Annotated in this window: 16 protein-coding genes; 5 read left to right on the plus strand and 11 right to left on the minus strand. The window is 34.7% G+C overall.

The window, feature by feature from the left end; genetic code table 11:
• Positions 1-29 precede the first annotated feature (29 nt).
• The gene (locus tag CEY12_RS02300; protein WP_089029757.1) at positions 30-725 is read right to left on the minus strand and encodes an HAD family hydrolase; all 696 of its coding nucleotides are present in this window, start codon (positions 723-725) and stop codon (positions 30-32) included.
• Between the two features lie 77 nt (positions 726-802).
• On the opposite strand from CEY12_RS02300, the gene CEY12_RS02305 reads away from it, so the two are divergent.
• Positions 803-1,372, plus strand: a complete 570-nt coding sequence (locus CEY12_RS02305) for a Crp/Fnr family transcriptional regulator (protein ID WP_089026153.1) — start codon at positions 803-805, stop codon at positions 1,370-1,372.
• 35 nt (positions 1,373-1,407) lie between these two features.
• Here the strand turns inward: CEY12_RS02305 and CEY12_RS02310 are convergent, their stop codons facing one another.
• The 8 genes from CEY12_RS02310 to CEY12_RS02345 form a co-directional block, all read right to left on the minus strand.
• Positions 1,408-2,769 (minus strand): MATE family efflux transporter, encoded by a 1,362-nt coding sequence (locus tag CEY12_RS02310; protein ID WP_089026154.1) that lies wholly within the window; start codon positions 2,767-2,769, stop codon positions 1,408-1,410.
• 71 nt (positions 2,770-2,840) lie between these two features.
• Complete coding sequence (locus CEY12_RS02315) at positions 2,841-4,025, minus strand: sigma-54-dependent transcriptional regulator (protein WP_089026155.1); 1,185 nt, start codon at positions 4,023-4,025, stop codon at positions 2,841-2,843.
• A gap of 56 nt (positions 4,026-4,081) precedes the next feature.
• Positions 4,082-4,741, minus strand: coding sequence for a YggS family pyridoxal phosphate-dependent enzyme (locus CEY12_RS02320; RefSeq protein ID WP_089026156.1), 660 nt, complete (start codon positions 4,739-4,741; stop codon positions 4,082-4,084).
• A gap of 113 nt (positions 4,742-4,854) precedes the next feature.
• Complete coding sequence (locus tag CEY12_RS02325) at positions 4,855-5,721, minus strand: polysaccharide deacetylase family protein (protein WP_089026157.1); 867 nt, start codon at positions 5,719-5,721, stop codon at positions 4,855-4,857.
• Between the two features lie 116 nt (positions 5,722-5,837).
• Positions 5,838-6,566, minus strand: coding sequence for a DUF72 domain-containing protein (locus tag CEY12_RS02330; RefSeq protein ID WP_089026158.1), 729 nt, complete (start codon positions 6,564-6,566; stop codon positions 5,838-5,840).
• Positions 6,567-6,647: 81 nt separating this feature from the next.
• A complete protein-coding gene (locus tag CEY12_RS02335) occupies positions 6,648-9,491 on the minus strand; it encodes a heavy metal translocating P-type ATPase (RefSeq protein ID WP_089026159.1) in 2,844 nt (947 codons plus the stop codon).
• A 309-nt stretch (positions 9,492-9,800) separates the two neighbouring features.
• Positions 9,801-10,361, minus strand: coding sequence for a helix-turn-helix domain-containing protein (locus CEY12_RS02340; protein ID WP_089026160.1), 561 nt, complete (start codon positions 10,359-10,361; stop codon positions 9,801-9,803).
• A complete protein-coding gene (locus CEY12_RS02345) occupies positions 10,358-10,753 on the minus strand; it encodes an acyl-CoA thioesterase (protein ID WP_089026161.1) in 396 nt (131 codons plus the stop codon). The genes CEY12_RS02340 and CEY12_RS02345 overlap by 4 nt, the downstream gene beginning before the upstream one ends.
• Before the next feature lie 522 nt (positions 10,754-11,275).
• Between CEY12_RS02345 and CEY12_RS02350 the strand changes: the two genes are divergently transcribed.
• Positions 11,276-11,641, plus strand: a complete 366-nt coding sequence (locus CEY12_RS02350; protein ID WP_089026162.1) for an RNA recognition motif domain-containing protein — start codon at positions 11,276-11,278, stop codon at positions 11,639-11,641.
• 97 nt (positions 11,642-11,738) lie between these two features.
• Here CEY12_RS02350 and CEY12_RS02355 read toward each other — a convergent pair whose 3' ends face one another.
• On the minus strand, positions 11,739-12,206 hold the full coding sequence (locus tag CEY12_RS02355; RefSeq protein WP_089026163.1) for a BlaI/MecI/CopY family transcriptional regulator: 468 nt from the start codon (positions 12,204-12,206) through the stop codon (positions 11,739-11,741).
• An 8-nt stretch (positions 12,207-12,214) separates the two neighbouring features.
• Entirely contained in the window at positions 12,215-12,817 is a 603-nt protein-coding gene (locus tag CEY12_RS02360) for a phosphatase PAP2 family protein (RefSeq protein ID WP_089026164.1), read from the minus strand.
• A gap of 125 nt (positions 12,818-12,942) precedes the next feature.
• On the opposite strand from CEY12_RS02360, the gene pdhA reads away from it, so the two are divergent.
• The 3 genes from pdhA to CEY12_RS02375 all read left to right on the plus strand — a co-directional run bounded on the left by pdhA (position 12,943) and on the right by CEY12_RS02375 (position 16,464).
• On the plus strand, positions 12,943-13,944 hold the full coding sequence (pdhA, locus tag CEY12_RS02365; RefSeq protein ID WP_089026165.1) for a pyruvate dehydrogenase (acetyl-transferring) E1 component subunit alpha: 1,002 nt from the start codon (positions 12,943-12,945) through the stop codon (positions 13,942-13,944).
• A 94-nt stretch (positions 13,945-14,038) separates the two neighbouring features.
• The gene (locus CEY12_RS02370; RefSeq protein WP_089026166.1) at positions 14,039-15,655 is read left to right on the plus strand and encodes a pyruvate dehydrogenase complex dihydrolipoamide acetyltransferase; all 1,617 of its coding nucleotides are present in this window, start codon (positions 14,039-14,041) and stop codon (positions 15,653-15,655) included.
• 140 nt (positions 15,656-15,795) lie between these two features.
• The gene (locus CEY12_RS02375; RefSeq protein WP_089026167.1) at positions 15,796-16,464 is read left to right on the plus strand and encodes an ABC transporter ATP-binding protein; all 669 of its coding nucleotides are present in this window, start codon (positions 15,796-15,798) and stop codon (positions 16,462-16,464) included.
• Positions 16,465-16,473: the final 9 nt, after the last annotated feature.

The raw sequence follows: 16,473 nt of genomic DNA on the forward strand, positions 1-16,473 counted from the left end.
ATGACAATATTTTCAATTGAAAACAATATTTAATGAGCCAGATACTCCAACACCTTCCCAATATCCTCTAACTCCACAAACCGATCATGCTCCAATTGATGTTCATGTTGTTCATGAGCCCAAGTCGTATGAAAAGGAATATGCGCAGCAAAACCACCAATTTCCAGAACCGGAATAACATCAGATTTAATAGAATTACCTAACATTAAAAAATGATCCGGCTGGCAATCCAGATGTTTCAGCAGCTTTTTGTAATCCGTATTTTTCTTATCACTCATAATTTCAATATGATGAAAATAATTTTCAAGTCCCGATTTTTTAAGTTTTCGTTCCTGATCGAGCAGATCACCTTTTGTCGCCATTACTAACCTGTACTTTCCTGTAAGAGCCTCTAATGTCTCTGGAACTCCCTCTAAAAGTTCAATAGGTTGTTGTAAAAGATCATGACCCAACTCAATGGCTTTGTTTATCAATTGAAGAGAAGCTGTTCCATTGGAAACTCTGGTAATGGTTTCAATCATACAAAGTATAAAGCCTTTTACACCATAACCATACAAATGAAGATTCTGCATTTCAGTTTTAAATAATTCCTGTGATACAGAATGATGTGGCAGATAATCTTCAAGTAAAGCACAAAACTCCTTTTCTGTTTCCTGAAAATAGGGTTCATTTGCCCAAAGTGTGTCGTCTGCGTCAAACGCTATTGTTGTTATATGATTTTTCATTTTACTTTTGTACATTTCTGAAAACAAAAATCAGAATAAAAAATAGACCAACAAAGGACATTTGTCCCGGATAATATATGTTACGAACCAACCATGCCTTTTTAAGCTATTTAGAGCAGTTATACGCTAATCGGAGGCGTACAGATGATATTGTGATCAAATCATTTTCAAAGGGTAAAAGAATACTTACACAGAATGAATCATCTTCAACAATAATGCTTATTAATGATGGGATTACCAAATGTTACTTTGCAGAAGAGAATGAAAAGGAATATATTATAGAGTTTTTGGGAAAAGGGGAGATTATTGGCGAAATAGAATTTATTAAGAATATAAATTGTCTGTGTTCCATTGAAGCAATAACAGATGTTACTGTATATGCTATTTCTATCTCTTATTTTAGATCATTAATTAAAACAGATTTAATCCTAAACAACCTACTGCTCGATGTTTTTGCAGAACGTATCGTTAATACATCGACCAGAGCATCATATCAGCAGCTCTATACTACTGAACATACATTAGCAAAACTTCTGGAACTTCAGTCGAAACAGGAGATTGAAATTTCTAAAGAAGACCAAGCTGCTTATTTAGGGGTTACGATAAGGAGCCTGAACAGAGCTTTGAAAGCTTTGAATAAAACGTAAAGAAAAAGCGGTCTTAAAAATAGACCGCTTTCGTGTTATATGTTCTGTCTGATTTTTTTAGCAGACATATTTAAGAATCGTTTGACCAGAAAGACTGCTGAGACCGTTAATCCCAGACCTAAAGCGATCCACATTCCAAATGCACCCATCTCTAATGTAACACAAAGTAAATAGCCTAGAGGCACTGTAATTACCCAATAGGCAATGAAAGTGTAGATAGAAGGAATCTTAACATCCTGTATACCTCTCAACATTCCTAGAGCTGTTACCTGAATTCCATCTGAAAGCTGAAATAAAGCAGCAATGATCATTAATTTTGAAGCCAGTGTAATTACTTCAACTTCTTCTTTTTTAGTAAAGAAAGTAGGAAGGATATTTCTGCCCAGAATAAATACAATTCCACAGATACACATAAAGATAAAAGCAATCTTTAAATTGTTGATCCCCACTTTTCTGAGCTCAACATAATTCTGTTCACCCATTTTTCTCCCGATCATTACTGTAGAAGCGACACTGAATCCTACACATAGATTAAAGGTAAATGAAGCCATACTTAAAGCAATCTGGTGAGAGGCAATATCATGAGCAGAGATTAACCCACAGATAAATGCGGCACCTGCAAAAGCAGTTACTTCAAAGAACATTTGCAGAGCAGTAGGTAATCCTAATTTTACCATTTTATCAAACATTTGCTTAGAGAACACCTGGATCTTTAAAGAAAAATCTTTGATATAACGTCTCGTTCTTTCTTCCTTTACTAAAACAAAATACAAGAAGACAACCATGAAGATCCTCGCAATTAGACTAGCGAGTGCAGATCCTTTTACACCCATAGGAGGTAATCCGAAAAGCCCTTTGATAAACACATAGTTTAAAACAATATTGATAACGTTGGCAATAATCGTTGCTTTTGTAACTCCAATGGTATATGATAATCCCTCAGAAACCTCTCTTAGGGTCTGAAACGCCATAAAAGGGATCATACTGATTGCCATAATTCCTAAGAAATGGACAGTATCAGGAACGATCTTTGCCGGCTGTCCTGAATGATAGAGTAGAGGAAGTCCTAATAACAATATGGCCATCAGAATAATTCCTACTGTCATATTAATGACAAATCCGTGACTGAACACTGAGTTAATGGTTTTATGATCCTGTCTCGAATGGGCTTCCGAAACCAAAGGAGGAATCGCAAAGGAAAACCCCAGTGCCAATACAAACGTTGAGAAAAATACAGCATTCCCTAAAGACACGGACGCTAAAGCGTCTGCACCTAATAATTTTCCAACAATAATGTTGTCAAATAAGTTGACGGAAACTTGTCCTACCTGCGTTAGCATTACGGGTAGCGCCAATGTCAGGCATTCTTTCGTATAGTTTTTATTTAAAAAGTTCATAGTTTTAACAAAAAAAAATTTGCAGTGTTACTACTGCAAATTTTTTATAATTTATTTAGTTTATAATTAAATTATTTTCTTACAAAATTTGCAACATCCTCCTTGGAAACTGTGTTTCCACCAAGAATAATTAATCTTTCAACAACATTTCTCAACTCCCTGATATTTCCAGTCCATGAAAGTGCTTTAAGTGCTTCAATAGCAGCATCATCAAATTTTTTCACAGCTGTCCCATGTTCATCTGAAATCATTCCTGAAAAGTGCTCTACCAACAATTTGATATCTTCTTTTCTATCATCCAATGGGGGTACATAAATTTCAATAACAGAAAGTCTGTGATAAAGATCTTCTCTGAATTTTCCTTCTTCAATCTCCTTCTGCATATTTTTATTGGTCGCGGCAAGTACTCTTACATCCACTTTGATTTCTTTATCGCTACCTACAGGAGAAACTTTGCTTTCCTGAAGTGCTCTCAAAACTTTTGCCTGAGCGATAAGGCTCATATCTCCAATCTCATCCAGGAAAATAGTACCACCTGTTGCCTGCTCGAATTTACCTTGCTTATCCTTGATAGCTCCTGTAAAAGACCCTTTAACATGTCCAAAAAGCTCAGATTCGATAAGTTCAGAAGGTATTGCAGCACAATTCACTTCAATCATAGGTCCTTTTGCACGCTCACTCTGATTATGGATCGCATGAGCTACCAATTCCTTACCGGCACCATTAGGCCCGGTGATAAGAACTCTTGCATCAGAAACAGCTACTTTTTCGATCATATCCTGAATCTTCTGCAAAGCAGGAGAGTCTCCGATCATCTGATATTTTTTGTTGACTTTCTTTTTAAGTGTCTTATTTTCAGTCTGAAGATTTTTATTCTCTTTTTTCAGAGTTTCCTTTGCCAGAGCATTTTTTACACTTGTAATCAACCTGTTGATATCAATTGGCTTAGAAATGAAATCATATGCACCATCCTTTAAACAAGATACGGCAGAATCAATATCCGCATGTCCTGAGATCATAATAAAAGTAGTTTCAGGTTTTAGTATCAGAGCTTGTTTTAAAAGTTCTGTTCCAGAAAGTTTCGGCATTTTTATATCTGAAATCACCAATGCGAAATCTTCTTTTTCTAAATGTTTGTAGCCTTCCAAACCATCTTCAGCTACAACAAATTCGTAATTGGTAAGTTCATCTGAAAGAATACTGTGAAGTACTCCTGAGATTGCTTTTTCGTCTTCTACTATAAGGATTTTTTGCATAGTTGCAAATTTAGATTTTTTGATTGAATTATTAGCAAAAATTGTACCTAAATACTTTATTTAGAATAATCTCTTCGCCCGAAAATAGCAGATCCAACTCTTACAGAATTAGCTCCGCATTCAATGGCAACCGGGAAATCATCACTCATTCCCATTGATAATGTATCTAGTTTTTTTAATTGATTTAATTCATCAAAAACTTTTTTTAAAGTTAAAAATTCTCTTTTTACCTGTTCTTTATCTTCTGTAAAAGTGGCCATTCCCATTAATCCGGTTATTTCTACCCCGGGAAACTCACCACTCATTGATCTTTGAAACATTTCCTTAGCTTCCAAAGGTTCAAAACCAAATTTGCTGTCTTCTGCAGCAATCTTCACCTGCAAAAGAACTTTGATCTTTCGGTTATGTTTTCCGGCTTCTTTACTGATCTCCAACAATACTTTTTCAGAATCTACACTCTGAATGGTATCAATAAATTCAGCAATATATTTTACCTTGTTCGTTTGGAGGTGCCCGATAAGATGCCACTGAATGTCTTTAGGAAGGAGAGGGTATTTTTCCATCAGCTCCTGGACTTTATTTTCACCGAAAACTTTCTGCCCCAGATCATACACTTCCTGAATTGCCGAAACAGGGTGGGTTTTTGAGACAGCGACAAGTTGAACACCGTCAGGAAGTTGTTCCTTTATAATATTGTAATTCTCTTTAATATCCATAATTGCAAATTTCTGAATTCTTTAGGCAAAAAGCTAATGATTTTCTAAAATTTTAAAACTGATACCGGATTGGTCTTTATATTCAAATTTTTATAAGGAAATCATTTGAAAATTTAATTTAGAACCTCATTGATTATAGGGTAAGCAGAAATTTTTCTGAATACAAACCGATTGGTTTTCTGTAACTTTTCGATAAAGAGATCAAGCTCGTTAATAGAATCAGTATCTGAAAGATATTGATCATGGGTAAGAAAAACAAGATGTCTTGAGGTCTTTTCCAGATCATTAAAAAATATACTGTCTACTTTTTTTAACATAGCCTGATGACTCCCTTTAAGTACCATCTTATTTGTGGGCTTCCATTCCAGATCCCAACCAACTACTTTATAACCGGCTTTTTGCAGGTTATCCGCTGCCAGCGCTGAACTTTTAATATCAGTAACATTAATGTTGTTGAGCCTCCATATATTCCTTCCCGGAGTCCTTGCTATTTTATCATGAAGTTTAAGGCTGTCTTTAGCTCTGTCAAAATCATGGACAACCGCTTCAGGGTTTTTGTAAAAATTGAAATATTTGTTGTGGGCATGTGAAAAGCTGTGATTGGCTAATTCTATGAGTGGATCTGACTTTAAAAGTTCCAGATCTTTTTTTTGCTTGTTGCTGTCGTAAGAATGTTTTCCTACAATAAAGGCAGTAGCACAGATATTTCTTTTTCGTAAAATTTTTAAAAGATTTTCGGTTCCTCGGTTAGGACCGTCATCAAAAGTAAGATAAATTACTCTTTTATCTGTTGCCTCTTCATCCTCCTCCAATTCGGGGACTATTTTTGCGACGGGATGGTCTTTAGAAGTTATTTTTTCAGAATCCTTCAGATCATTTTTCTGATTACAGCTGTTGATTAAAGTTGAAGTTGCACTCACCAATGCAAACATCCCAAGAAAAGTCATATTTCGAGACTTTTCCGCAAAAAGGTTTTTCATAGAATTATTGGAAATTAATTGTTAAATATTGTTAAAATTTACAAATAGATGTTAACAATATGTATGCCAATTTCACCTTTTAAGGATATTTTAATGTGTTAATTTTTAATAGGTTTTCAATGCAATATTCTTTTCAGATAAAGTCCGTTTTTGATTGCTGCAATACCCCAAGTATTATTGAAAAATATAAATGTTTTCTTTTGTGTTTTTTGTAATTTTTTCGCTAAATCATTGAGGAATTCTTCTGTGTATTCAGATTTATAAAGAACCGGATTTCCATGGAGTCTGTAATAAAGGGTAGAGGGGTGATTTGAAATAACTTCTTCAGGGAGATCTCCCGGAAAACTGACACCAGAGAAAACGATATTTTTATGTTGTAAAACTTCAAATACTTCATGAACCCACCAGGATGGATGTCTGAATTCGATAACATTTAAAAAATCAAAATCAAGATTGTTTATAATTAACTTAAGATTCTGAGGTGTATTTTTAAAGGATGGCGGGAACTGATATAAAAAGCCTGAGAGTTTATATTTTAAGCTTTCATGTATATGCTGGCAGAATAGAGTAATTTCTTCTTTGCATTCAATCAGTCGTTTTTCATGAGAGACTGATTTAGGGATCTTAATAAAAAACCTAAACTCTTCAGGGGTATCATCGAACCATTTTACAAGCGTTTTTGCAGTTGGTTTTCTGTAAAAGGTAGAATTGATTTCTACCGCATTGAACTGTTTAGCATAAAATATAAGGAAATCTTTGCCTGGAGTATTTTCCGGATAAAAAACACCCTTCCAGTCATTATTGTAAAAGCCTGAACAACCAATATAAAGATTTTTCTTTTCCATGCTTTTTCTTTTTTATCCCTCATAGATTTTGTTTTCTTTTCAATCGTCTGAAAATCGGCAAAATCTATGAGCGAAAATATGTTATTTAATATCTAAATTAACAGAATTCAATCTTAATGAATTTAGAATCACTGAAAGAGAACTGATGCTCATTGCAGCTGCCGCTATCATCGGAGACAAAAGAATTCCAAAGAATGGATACAATAACCCTGCCGCAATCGGAACTCCCAAAACATTGTAAATAAAGGCAAAGAACAGATTCTCTTTAATGTTTCTCAAGAGTTTTTCACTGAGAAGTTTTGCTTTGGCTACGCCGATAATATCTCCTTTCAATAGAGTAATCTCTGCACTTTCAATCGCTACATCAGTTCCCGTACCCATTGCAATTCCAATATTAGATTGTGCTAAAGCAGGGGAGTCATTAATACCATCACCGGTCATCGCAACAATTTTTCCTTCTTTCTGAAGCTTTTTAACCTCATTTAACTTGTCTTCGGGTAAGCAGTTGGCTTTATAATGCTTGATTCCTAATTCTTCTGCAACTGCTTTTGCAGTATGTTCGTTATCACCCGTCATCATGATGATATCCAGGCCTTCTTTCATCAGTAATTCCACGGCTTTTTTAGAGCTTTCTTTAATTTTATCTGTAAAACTTATAAAGCCTAAGACGTTTTGATCCTGAGCAACATAGGAAATAGTATGAGCTTTAGACTGAACTTCAATTGCTTTCTGTTTTAAATTCACAGGAATAGACATTTGATGTGAGGTGAGCAGGCTTTCATTTCCTACATACACCATTTTTCCAAAAATACTTCCTTTAACTCCTTTCCCGGATATATTTTCAAAATTTTCTACTTTTTCAGATGTGATCTTTTCATCTTTAGCTTTTTTAATAACTGCATTGGATAAAGGGTGTTCTGAATTTTGATTCAATGAAAATGCAAGTTTTAATATGTGGTTTTGATCTTCATAGTCAGTAACCTCGATGTGCTCCACAGAAGGTTTTCCTTCCGTTAAAGTCCCTGTTTTATCTGTAATCAGAACATTTACTTTATTCATCTGTTCCAGAGCTTCGGCGTTTTTAATCAGTATTCCGTTTTTAGCTCCTTTTCCAATACCCACCATTAATGACATCGGAGTGGCCAAACCTAATGCACAAGGACAGGCTACAATTAAAACAGCAACGGCATTAACGAAGGCAAATAAACTTCTTTTGCCTTCCGGACCAAAAAACTGCCATGCTACAAAGGTTAAAGCTGCAATAAGAATAACTGTAGGAACAAAAATTTTAGAAACTTTATCCGTTAATTTCTGAATTGGGGCTTTGCTGCGGCTAGCTTCATTGACCATTTTTATGATCTGTGACAATAATGTTTCATCACCTACTTTTTCAGCTTTCATAATGAAAACCTGATTTCCATTAATGGTTCCTGATGAAACTTTATCATCAATATTCTTTTCAACTGGAATAGGTTCTCCCGTGATCATACTTTCATCAACAATAGAGCTCCCTTCGGTAATTTTCCCATCTACAGGAATCTTCTCTCCTGGCTTTACTTTTAAGAAATCCCCAATTTTAACTTGAGAGAGAAGAACTCTCTTTTCTTCGCCATTGATAATGAGATTGGCTTCGTCAGGAGACAAGTTCATCAGTTCCCTGATGGCATTTCCGGTTTTCTTATGAGCGGCGGCTTCCATCAGCTGCCCCAGAATAACTAGCGTCAAAATAACACAGACTGCCTCAAAATAAAGTGGTATCTCATGATTGTGCCCACGAATCTCATGTGGAATAATGTCTGGAAATAGTAGAGATACAATACTGAAAAGAAATGCTGCGGAAACTCCTAAAGCAATTAAGCTGAACATATTAAGATTCCAGGTTTTAAATGAAATCCAGCCTCTTTTCATTAAGAACCATCCTGAATAGAAAAGTACAGGAAGCGTTAGTGCAAGCTCAATAAAACCCTGAACCTGATGTGAAAAAGGGAAATTAATAAGCATACCACCCATTGAAAGAATGAATACGGGAATGGTAAATGCCAATGAAATGATGAATTTCTTTCTTAATATATTGTAGGTCTCATCTTCCTCTTCACCCTCACTATCCGGCATTCTTACCAGATCCATACCGCATATAGGGCAGCTTCCAGGCTCATCACGGATAATTTCAGGGTGCATAGGGCAGCTGTATTTGGCTGTCTTTTTTTCGGGGTATTTTACCAGATCCATTCCACAAACCGGACATCCCACGTTACTGTCATAGGTTTTATCTCCTTCACAATACATTGGGCAATAATATCTTCCCGCCATGTCGTCTGTTACTTTCGGAGCTTCATGATGATGAGAATGGGAGTGTTGATGCACATGTTGTGAAGATGAGTGCTTAACAAGCTCCTCTGTAATTTCTTCCAAATGCATGTGGCAAACCGGGCAATCTCCTTTTTCATCATATACTTTGTCACTTTCACAGAACATTGGACAGTAATATTTTCCGATGTTATCTTTAAAGTTTTCCGGTAAATTGGTGGAAGAGTAGGTTGGCTTATAATTAGGATCTTTAGCTTGTTTTTCTTCAATAGGAACCAGATACATATTGCAGACAGGACATCTTTCCCCCTGTTTGAAATATACTTTTTCTCCTTCGCATTCCATGGGACAGTAATATACTGATGATGGAGAAACGCGGTCCTGAGGTTTTGTGAAAGTTTTTCCCGGACGAGTAGGGTCCTCTAATTGATAATGGCCAATTTCTTCTAAGGCTTTATTAAGTGTACTAAGCTCAATTTCTTTATCCGAAGTAATAGTTGCTATGCTTTTTTCCAGATTGATATCAGCCTTTATACCTTCTATAGTATTAAGTTTCTCTGAGATTTTTTTCTGGCAGCCAGAACAGCTCATTCCAAGTATAGTATATTGTTGTTCCATGATCTTAAATTATAATACAAAAGTCCAAAAATGAAAATGATACCTGTTATAAATTTAAGGATAATAGTTATAAAATTTGGAATAGGGTGGAGTTTGAGGGTATAAGGTATAAGGTATAAGGTATAAGGTATAAGGGCATTAGGGTATTAGGGTATTAGAGTATATGAGTGAGTTTGAAATATTGAAGTTTTATTATTTTTTTTATTGCTCGAGATTATGCCTATCAGGATGATTTTTTACCTTCTAACTCTCTAACTCTCTAACTCTCTAACTCTCTAACTCTAATACACTCTAACCCTTCAAGCGTGATTAAAAACTATCAAGCGGTTTTCTGTTGTGAACCTTGAGCTTTTTAAATTCAGTAGGAGTGAATCCTGTGATGTTTCTAAATTGTGAGGACAAATGTTGTACACTTTTATAGCCTAGTTTTCCGGCAATTTCCGTTAAGGTAAATTCATTGTATAAAAGAAGTTCTTTGACCTTTTCAATTTTCTGGAGTATAAAAAACTGTTCTAAGGTAATGTTTTCATTTTGTGAAAACGTTTTTGACAATGCGCTGTAATCTTTGTGGAACTTTGAAATAAGAAACTCCGATAATAGAAAATCTTCATCGATATCAAGTTCGCTGATCTTTATAATAATGAAATTTTTGATTTTTTCGATAAGTTGATGGGATGAATCTTTAATTCTTTCAAAACCCGTATTTTCAAGATGTTTTTCTATGGAATGCAGATCTTTATCAGAAATATCAGATTCGGTTTCTACTTCACCCAGTTCTATTGATTTCAGTTCAATATTAAAATTTTTAAAAATAGCGGAAACAGCAGAAATACATCGGCCACAAACCATATTTTTTATAAAAATCTTCATAGCTGATTGTTCAACCTATCCTTTACAAATTCAACTTGTGTTTTACCATGAGGAACCGGATTTCCGTCTTCCCCCAGATTAACCATTACAATTCTATCGACAGTAATAATCGTTTGGTGAGTCATTTTATTCCTTACATCACATCTCAAAGTAATTGATGAAGATCCAAAAGCCAATACCTCAATACCGATTTCAATAATATCTCCCTGTTTTGCAGAACTTATAAAATTGATTTCGGAAATAAATTTTGTGACTACTTTAGTATTTTCTAATTGGATGATTGCGTACAGTGCAGCTTCCTCATCGATCCATTGTAATAATCTTCCTCCAAAAAGTGAATGATTGGGATTTAAATCTTCGGGCTTAACCCATTTTCTCGTATGGTAATTCATGCTTCAATAATTTGCAGTACAAATTTAGCGCTAAAAACTGGCTTTATCAAATGAATAATATTCAGTTATTAAAAGTGTATTATTTATTCCCTCAATCGATAACGTATGGATCTATTTTCATAAATCGGGTAGTATAAATCATCGGTAAATTATATAGTATTTATAAGTATTTAGAAATAATTCAATAGTATGATGATATTTATGTGATTTTGATCGGTGAATTATTTTAATTTAAAGATTTCTACTATATATCAGGTCTTTTTATGAAGTATATAGTGTTAAATAAACTTTAAAATTGTGTTTTTTGCTTGTTTTTGAAAACGAATAACCTGTTGATTGTTAATTATTTACTTTCATAGATTCAAAAAGAAGTTATAAAATAGTCATAAAAAAGCTTTGAATTGATATTTTTAATTGTATCTTGCGAACGTTTATATTTGGAATCAATATTTGTTCATTTAATATATGTTGCTTTTCTTTTATATACCAAATTTTTATTAATTATTATAATTTTATTTAACAATGAACATTTTTGTTTCAAACATCAATTACTCAACTAAAGAGTACGAATTACAAGATTTATTCGCAGAATTTGGAGAAGTATCTTCTGCAAAAATCATCACTGACAAAGAAACTGGCCGTTCAAGAGGTTTTGGTTTCATTGAAATGGGTGAAGAAGAAGGAAAGCAAGCTATTGAAGCTCTTAACGAGAAAGAATTCAACGGAAAAACACTTAACGTTTCAGAAGCTAAACCAAGAGAGGAGAAGCCAAGAAGAAGTTTCGATAACAACAGAGGTGGTGGTTATGGAAACAACAGAGGTGGAAACGGTGGTGGATACGGCGGTGGTAACAACCGTGGTGGAAACGGCGGTGGAAATCGTTGGTAAAAAATATAAGCGGCTTTTAAGCCGCTTTTTTTATATCCTTTATTCTGATTATATCTTTAAATGTGTTCTTCCAAAGGGAGAATTTTTTTATTCAAGGCTAGTCTTTTTTCTTCTTTTTCTTTTTATCCCGAGATTTTTTCTCTTTTTTCGGATTAAGAATCTCGTTTGCTATTTCCAGTTTTGGTGCTTTAGCTTTTACCGGTTTCATTTCAATCTTAAGATCAAAATACTCTTTTAAATCCTCCTGGGATATTAATTTTTCATTAAATAGAAATTGTAAGATCTCTTTTCCTGAATCGTGGAAAAAATTATGTGAAAGTTCTTTTAAAAGAAACTTCTTATAATTTTCATGAGGTATTGTTACTGTGTATTTAAAAATTCTGCCTTCTTTCTGTGTAGAAAGATATCCTTTTTCAACCAGGATCTTCAAATAAGTTGATACTGTATTTTGATGGGGCTTAGGTTCCGGATGCTGCTCCATAACATCTTTCAAATAGAATGAATCGAGCTTCCAAAATAGCTTCATTAAATTTTCTTCGGCAGTAGTAAGATGATTTATTTTCATAAGATATTCTAAGGGTGAAAGTGTATATTGCAATAAAGATAGAGAAAAGAAATTAAAAATGCTATTCCTGCACCCATAAATACTTCTTTTACTGTATGCCTCTTAAGGATTACTCTTGTTATTCCTACAATAGTTGCTATACCCAACCATACAAGCCCCATTTTCCAGTTTGATGAATAAAATAAAGCTGCAACGAATACATTGAAAGAAGTATGCATCGAACTTTTAATGAAAAAGTTACTTATCTGTAAGGCAAAAAGTAGGATCAATATAAACAACATTAAGAAATCTATAGACCCATTTTTAATGTAATGGAAAAGAAGATAAACAATTACCGTGATCGCAGCAAAAATATAAAAGGTCTTTCTCTGGACTCTGTTTGAAACATCCATATTAGTATACCGCCCAGTTTTTACATTCCAGATCAGCCAGGCAATTACGGGAACTATAATGATCAGTAAAATCGGAAGAAAGTATGTAATTGATTCTTTAAGGGAATATTCTTGAGTGCTTTTATAAATGAAGAATAAAAATAAAGACACCAGAGGACTGAAAAATTCAGAGATAATTCTTGAAATTTTGTGTATAGGTGATGTTTGTTTTTCTTCCATGTTTAAATTAAAAACTCAAATATAACATTATAAGTAAAAAAACAATTGGTCGGTATACAATAAAAACAAAGTTTTTTTTATAATTTTGCTCAACTATTTCATAATAAATAAGCAAGAGCTAGCACATGAAAGAATTTTCTAAAGAGGTATACCTTAAATGGTATGAAGATATGACAATGTGGAGAAGGTTTGAAGACAAATGCCGTTCTCTTTATCTAAAACAAAAAATCAGAGGTTTTTTACATTTGTACAATGGTCAGGAAGCTATTCCTGCAGGTTTTACACATGCAATGGATTTAACCAAAGACAGTATGATTACGGCTTACAGATGTCATATTCATCCAATGGCAATGGGAGTAGACCCAAAAAGAATCATGGCGGAACTTTGTGGAAAAGCTACCGGGACGTCAGGAGGTATGGGTGGTTCTATGCATATTTTTAGTAAAGAACACCGTTTTTACGGAGGACATGGTATTGTAGGAGGACAAATTCCTTTGGGAGCAGGTATTGCTTTCGCAGATAAATACTTTGACAGAAAAGCAGTAAATATCTGTTTCTTCGGAGATGGAGCAGCTAGACAAGGTTCATTGCATGAAACATTTAATATGGCTATGAACTGGAAGCTCCCTGTAGTATTTGTTGTTGAAAATAACCAATATGCAATGGGAACTTCTGTAAAAAGAACTGCTAACCACGAAGACATCTATAAATTAGGATTAGGATATGAAATGCCTTGCCTTGCTGTAGATGCGATGGATCCTGAAAAAGTAGCTGAAGCAGCTTATGAAGCTGTAGAAAGAGCAAGAAGAGGGGATGGTCCAACTTTTATCGAAGCAAGAACTTACCGTTACAGAGGTCACTCTATGTCTGATGCTGAGCCTTACAGATCTAAAGAAGAAGTAGCTATCCACAAAAAGGATGATCCAATTGAATTGATAAAAGAGAGAATTTTAGCAAATAACTGGGCTACTGAGGCAGAATTGGAAACTATTGAAAATAAATCTAGAGATTTTGTTGACGAATGTGTAGAGTTTATGGAAAATTCTCCTTATCCAACTGAGGAAAAAATCTATGAATATGTGTATGCACAGGAAAATTACCCATTTGTAGATAAATTAGAAAACTAAAAAATAATATGAGATATGTGATAATGTACTAATTAGTTAATTATCATGTTCCCAATCAAATTATCAAATTAATTCATTATCATATTAAAAAATTATGGCAGAAGTAATTACAATGCCTCGTCTTTCCGACACGATGACGGAAGGGAAAGTGGCGAAATGGCATAAAAACGTCGGAGATAAAGTAAAAGAAGGAGATATTTTAGCTGAAATTGAAACAGATAAAGCTGTTCAGGATTTTGAGTCTGAAATTGAAGGAACCCTTTTATACATTGGTGTAGAAGAAGGCGGTGCTGCAGCTGTAGATTCTGTTCTTGCAATCATTGGTAATGAAGGTGAAGATATATCTTCATTGAAAGGAGGAGCTGCTCCCGCAGCTGGAGGTTCTGAAGAGAAAAAATCTGAAGAAGAGGCTAAAACCGAAAATAAAGAAACCAGCGTAGAACAAGCATCTGCTGAAGTTCCTGCTGGTGTAGAAGTTATTACAATGCCTAGGCTTTCTGATACCATGACAGAAGGAAAGGTAGCAAAATGGCACAAAAACGTTGGAGATACAGTAAAAGAAGGAGATCTTCTTGCTGAGATCGAAACCGATAAAGCTGTTCAGGATTTTGAATCAGAATTTAATGGAGTACTATTAAAGCAGGGTGTTGAAGAAAACGGGGCAGCTCCTGTTGATTCAGTATTAGCAATTATAGGACCTGCAGGAACTGATGTTTCAGGCGTAGGTGCTGCAAAACCAGCTGCTCAGACTTCTGAGAAACCAGCTGAACAAAAAGTGGAAACTCAATCAGAAGATAAACCTGCTGCTCAGCCGGTAAGTTCATCATCTACAGATAGAGTTGCTATTTCTCCTCTGGCTAAAAAAATAGCACAGGAAAAAGGGGTGGATATCCATGGTGTTCAGGGTTCAGGAGAAAACGGAAGAATTGTAAAGAAAGATATTGAAAATTATCAGCCTTCTCAGGCAAAACCTGCTGCTTCTGCTCCGACTGCAAGTCCAGCCGCTCAGGTAGCATTAAGTTTTGTTCAGGGGGAAGATACAGAAACTCCAAACTCTCAGGTAAGAAGTATTATTGCAAAACGTCTTGCTGAAAGTAAGTTCTCTGCTCCTCATTACTACCTTATGGTAGAGATCAACATGGATAAAGCAATTGAGGCCAGAAAAGAAATCAATTCTTTACCGGATACTAAAATTTCTTTCAATGATATGATCATTAAAGCAACTGCAGTTGCTTTAAGAAAACACCCGCAGGTAAATTCTAGTTGGGCTGGAGATAAAATCATTCACAGAGGGAATATCAATGTTGGTGTAGCAGTTGCAATTCCTGACGGATTGGTAGTTCCTGTTCTTAAGAATACAGATCAGATGAACTATACCCAGATTTCTGCAGCTGTAAAAGATATGGCTTCAAGAGCGAAATCTAAAGGTTTAAAAGCGAACGAAATGGAAGGTTCTACATTCTCGATCTCTAACTTGGGAATGTTTGGAATTGAAACATTTACTAGTATCATCAACCAACCGAACTCTGCAATCCTTTCTGTAGGAGCAATCATTGAAAAACCGATTGTTAAGAATGGAGAGATTGTTGTTGGAAACATTATGAAACTTTCATTAGCATGCGACCACAGAGTGGTAGATGGTGCTACAGGAGCTCAATTCTTACAAACTTTAAAAACATATCTGGAAAGTCCTTTGACTTTGTTACTGTAACAGATCCGGATTATGATATCATAAAACCTCTCTAAACGAGAGGTTTTTTATTTTTTAGACCTTGGAAACGAATGTATCCCTTGTGATAAAAAAAAGTATAACATTATTAGAGTTTTATTTATATTCACTATTTTTGAAGCATGATTATAGCAAGAAATATCCATAAATCTTATGGAAATTTAGAAGTATTGAAAGGCGTTGATATCCACATCAAAACAGGAGAAGTCATCTCTATTGTCGGGGAATCGGGAGCTGGAAAATCTACTCTTTTACAAATTTTAGGAACGTTGGATTCACCGACAAATTCGAAGAATTACAATACTGAAATTACACTGGCAGGAGAATCATTTATCAATATGAATGATAAACAACTTTCTAAATTCAGAAACCAGAATATTGGTTTTGTATTTCAATTTCATCAATTGTTACCCGAATTTACGGCACTGGAAAATGTTTTATTGCCTACTAAAATTGCTGGAGCCAATGAAAAAGAAGCTTTAGAAAAAGCATATGCATTATTTGAAGACTTAAAAATTGAACAAAGGCTACATCATAAACCTAATCAATTGTCTGGCGGAGAGGCTCAGAGGGTAGCTGTTGCGAGAGCATTGATCAATTCTCCTAAAACTATTTTCGCTGATGAACCTACCGGTAACCTTGATTCAAAAAATGCAGATGATCTGCACCGTTTATTTTTTGATTTAAGAGATAAATATAATCAAACCTTTGTAATCGTTACCCATAATCCAAATCTGGCAGAAATTACAGACAGGAAGTTGATCATGAAAGATGGAATGATTATAGAGTAAACCTGCTTT

The organism is Chryseobacterium sp. T16E-39 (assembly GCF_002216065.1).
Taxonomy (GTDB): Bacteria; Bacteroidota; Bacteroidia; order Flavobacteriales; family Weeksellaceae; genus Chryseobacterium.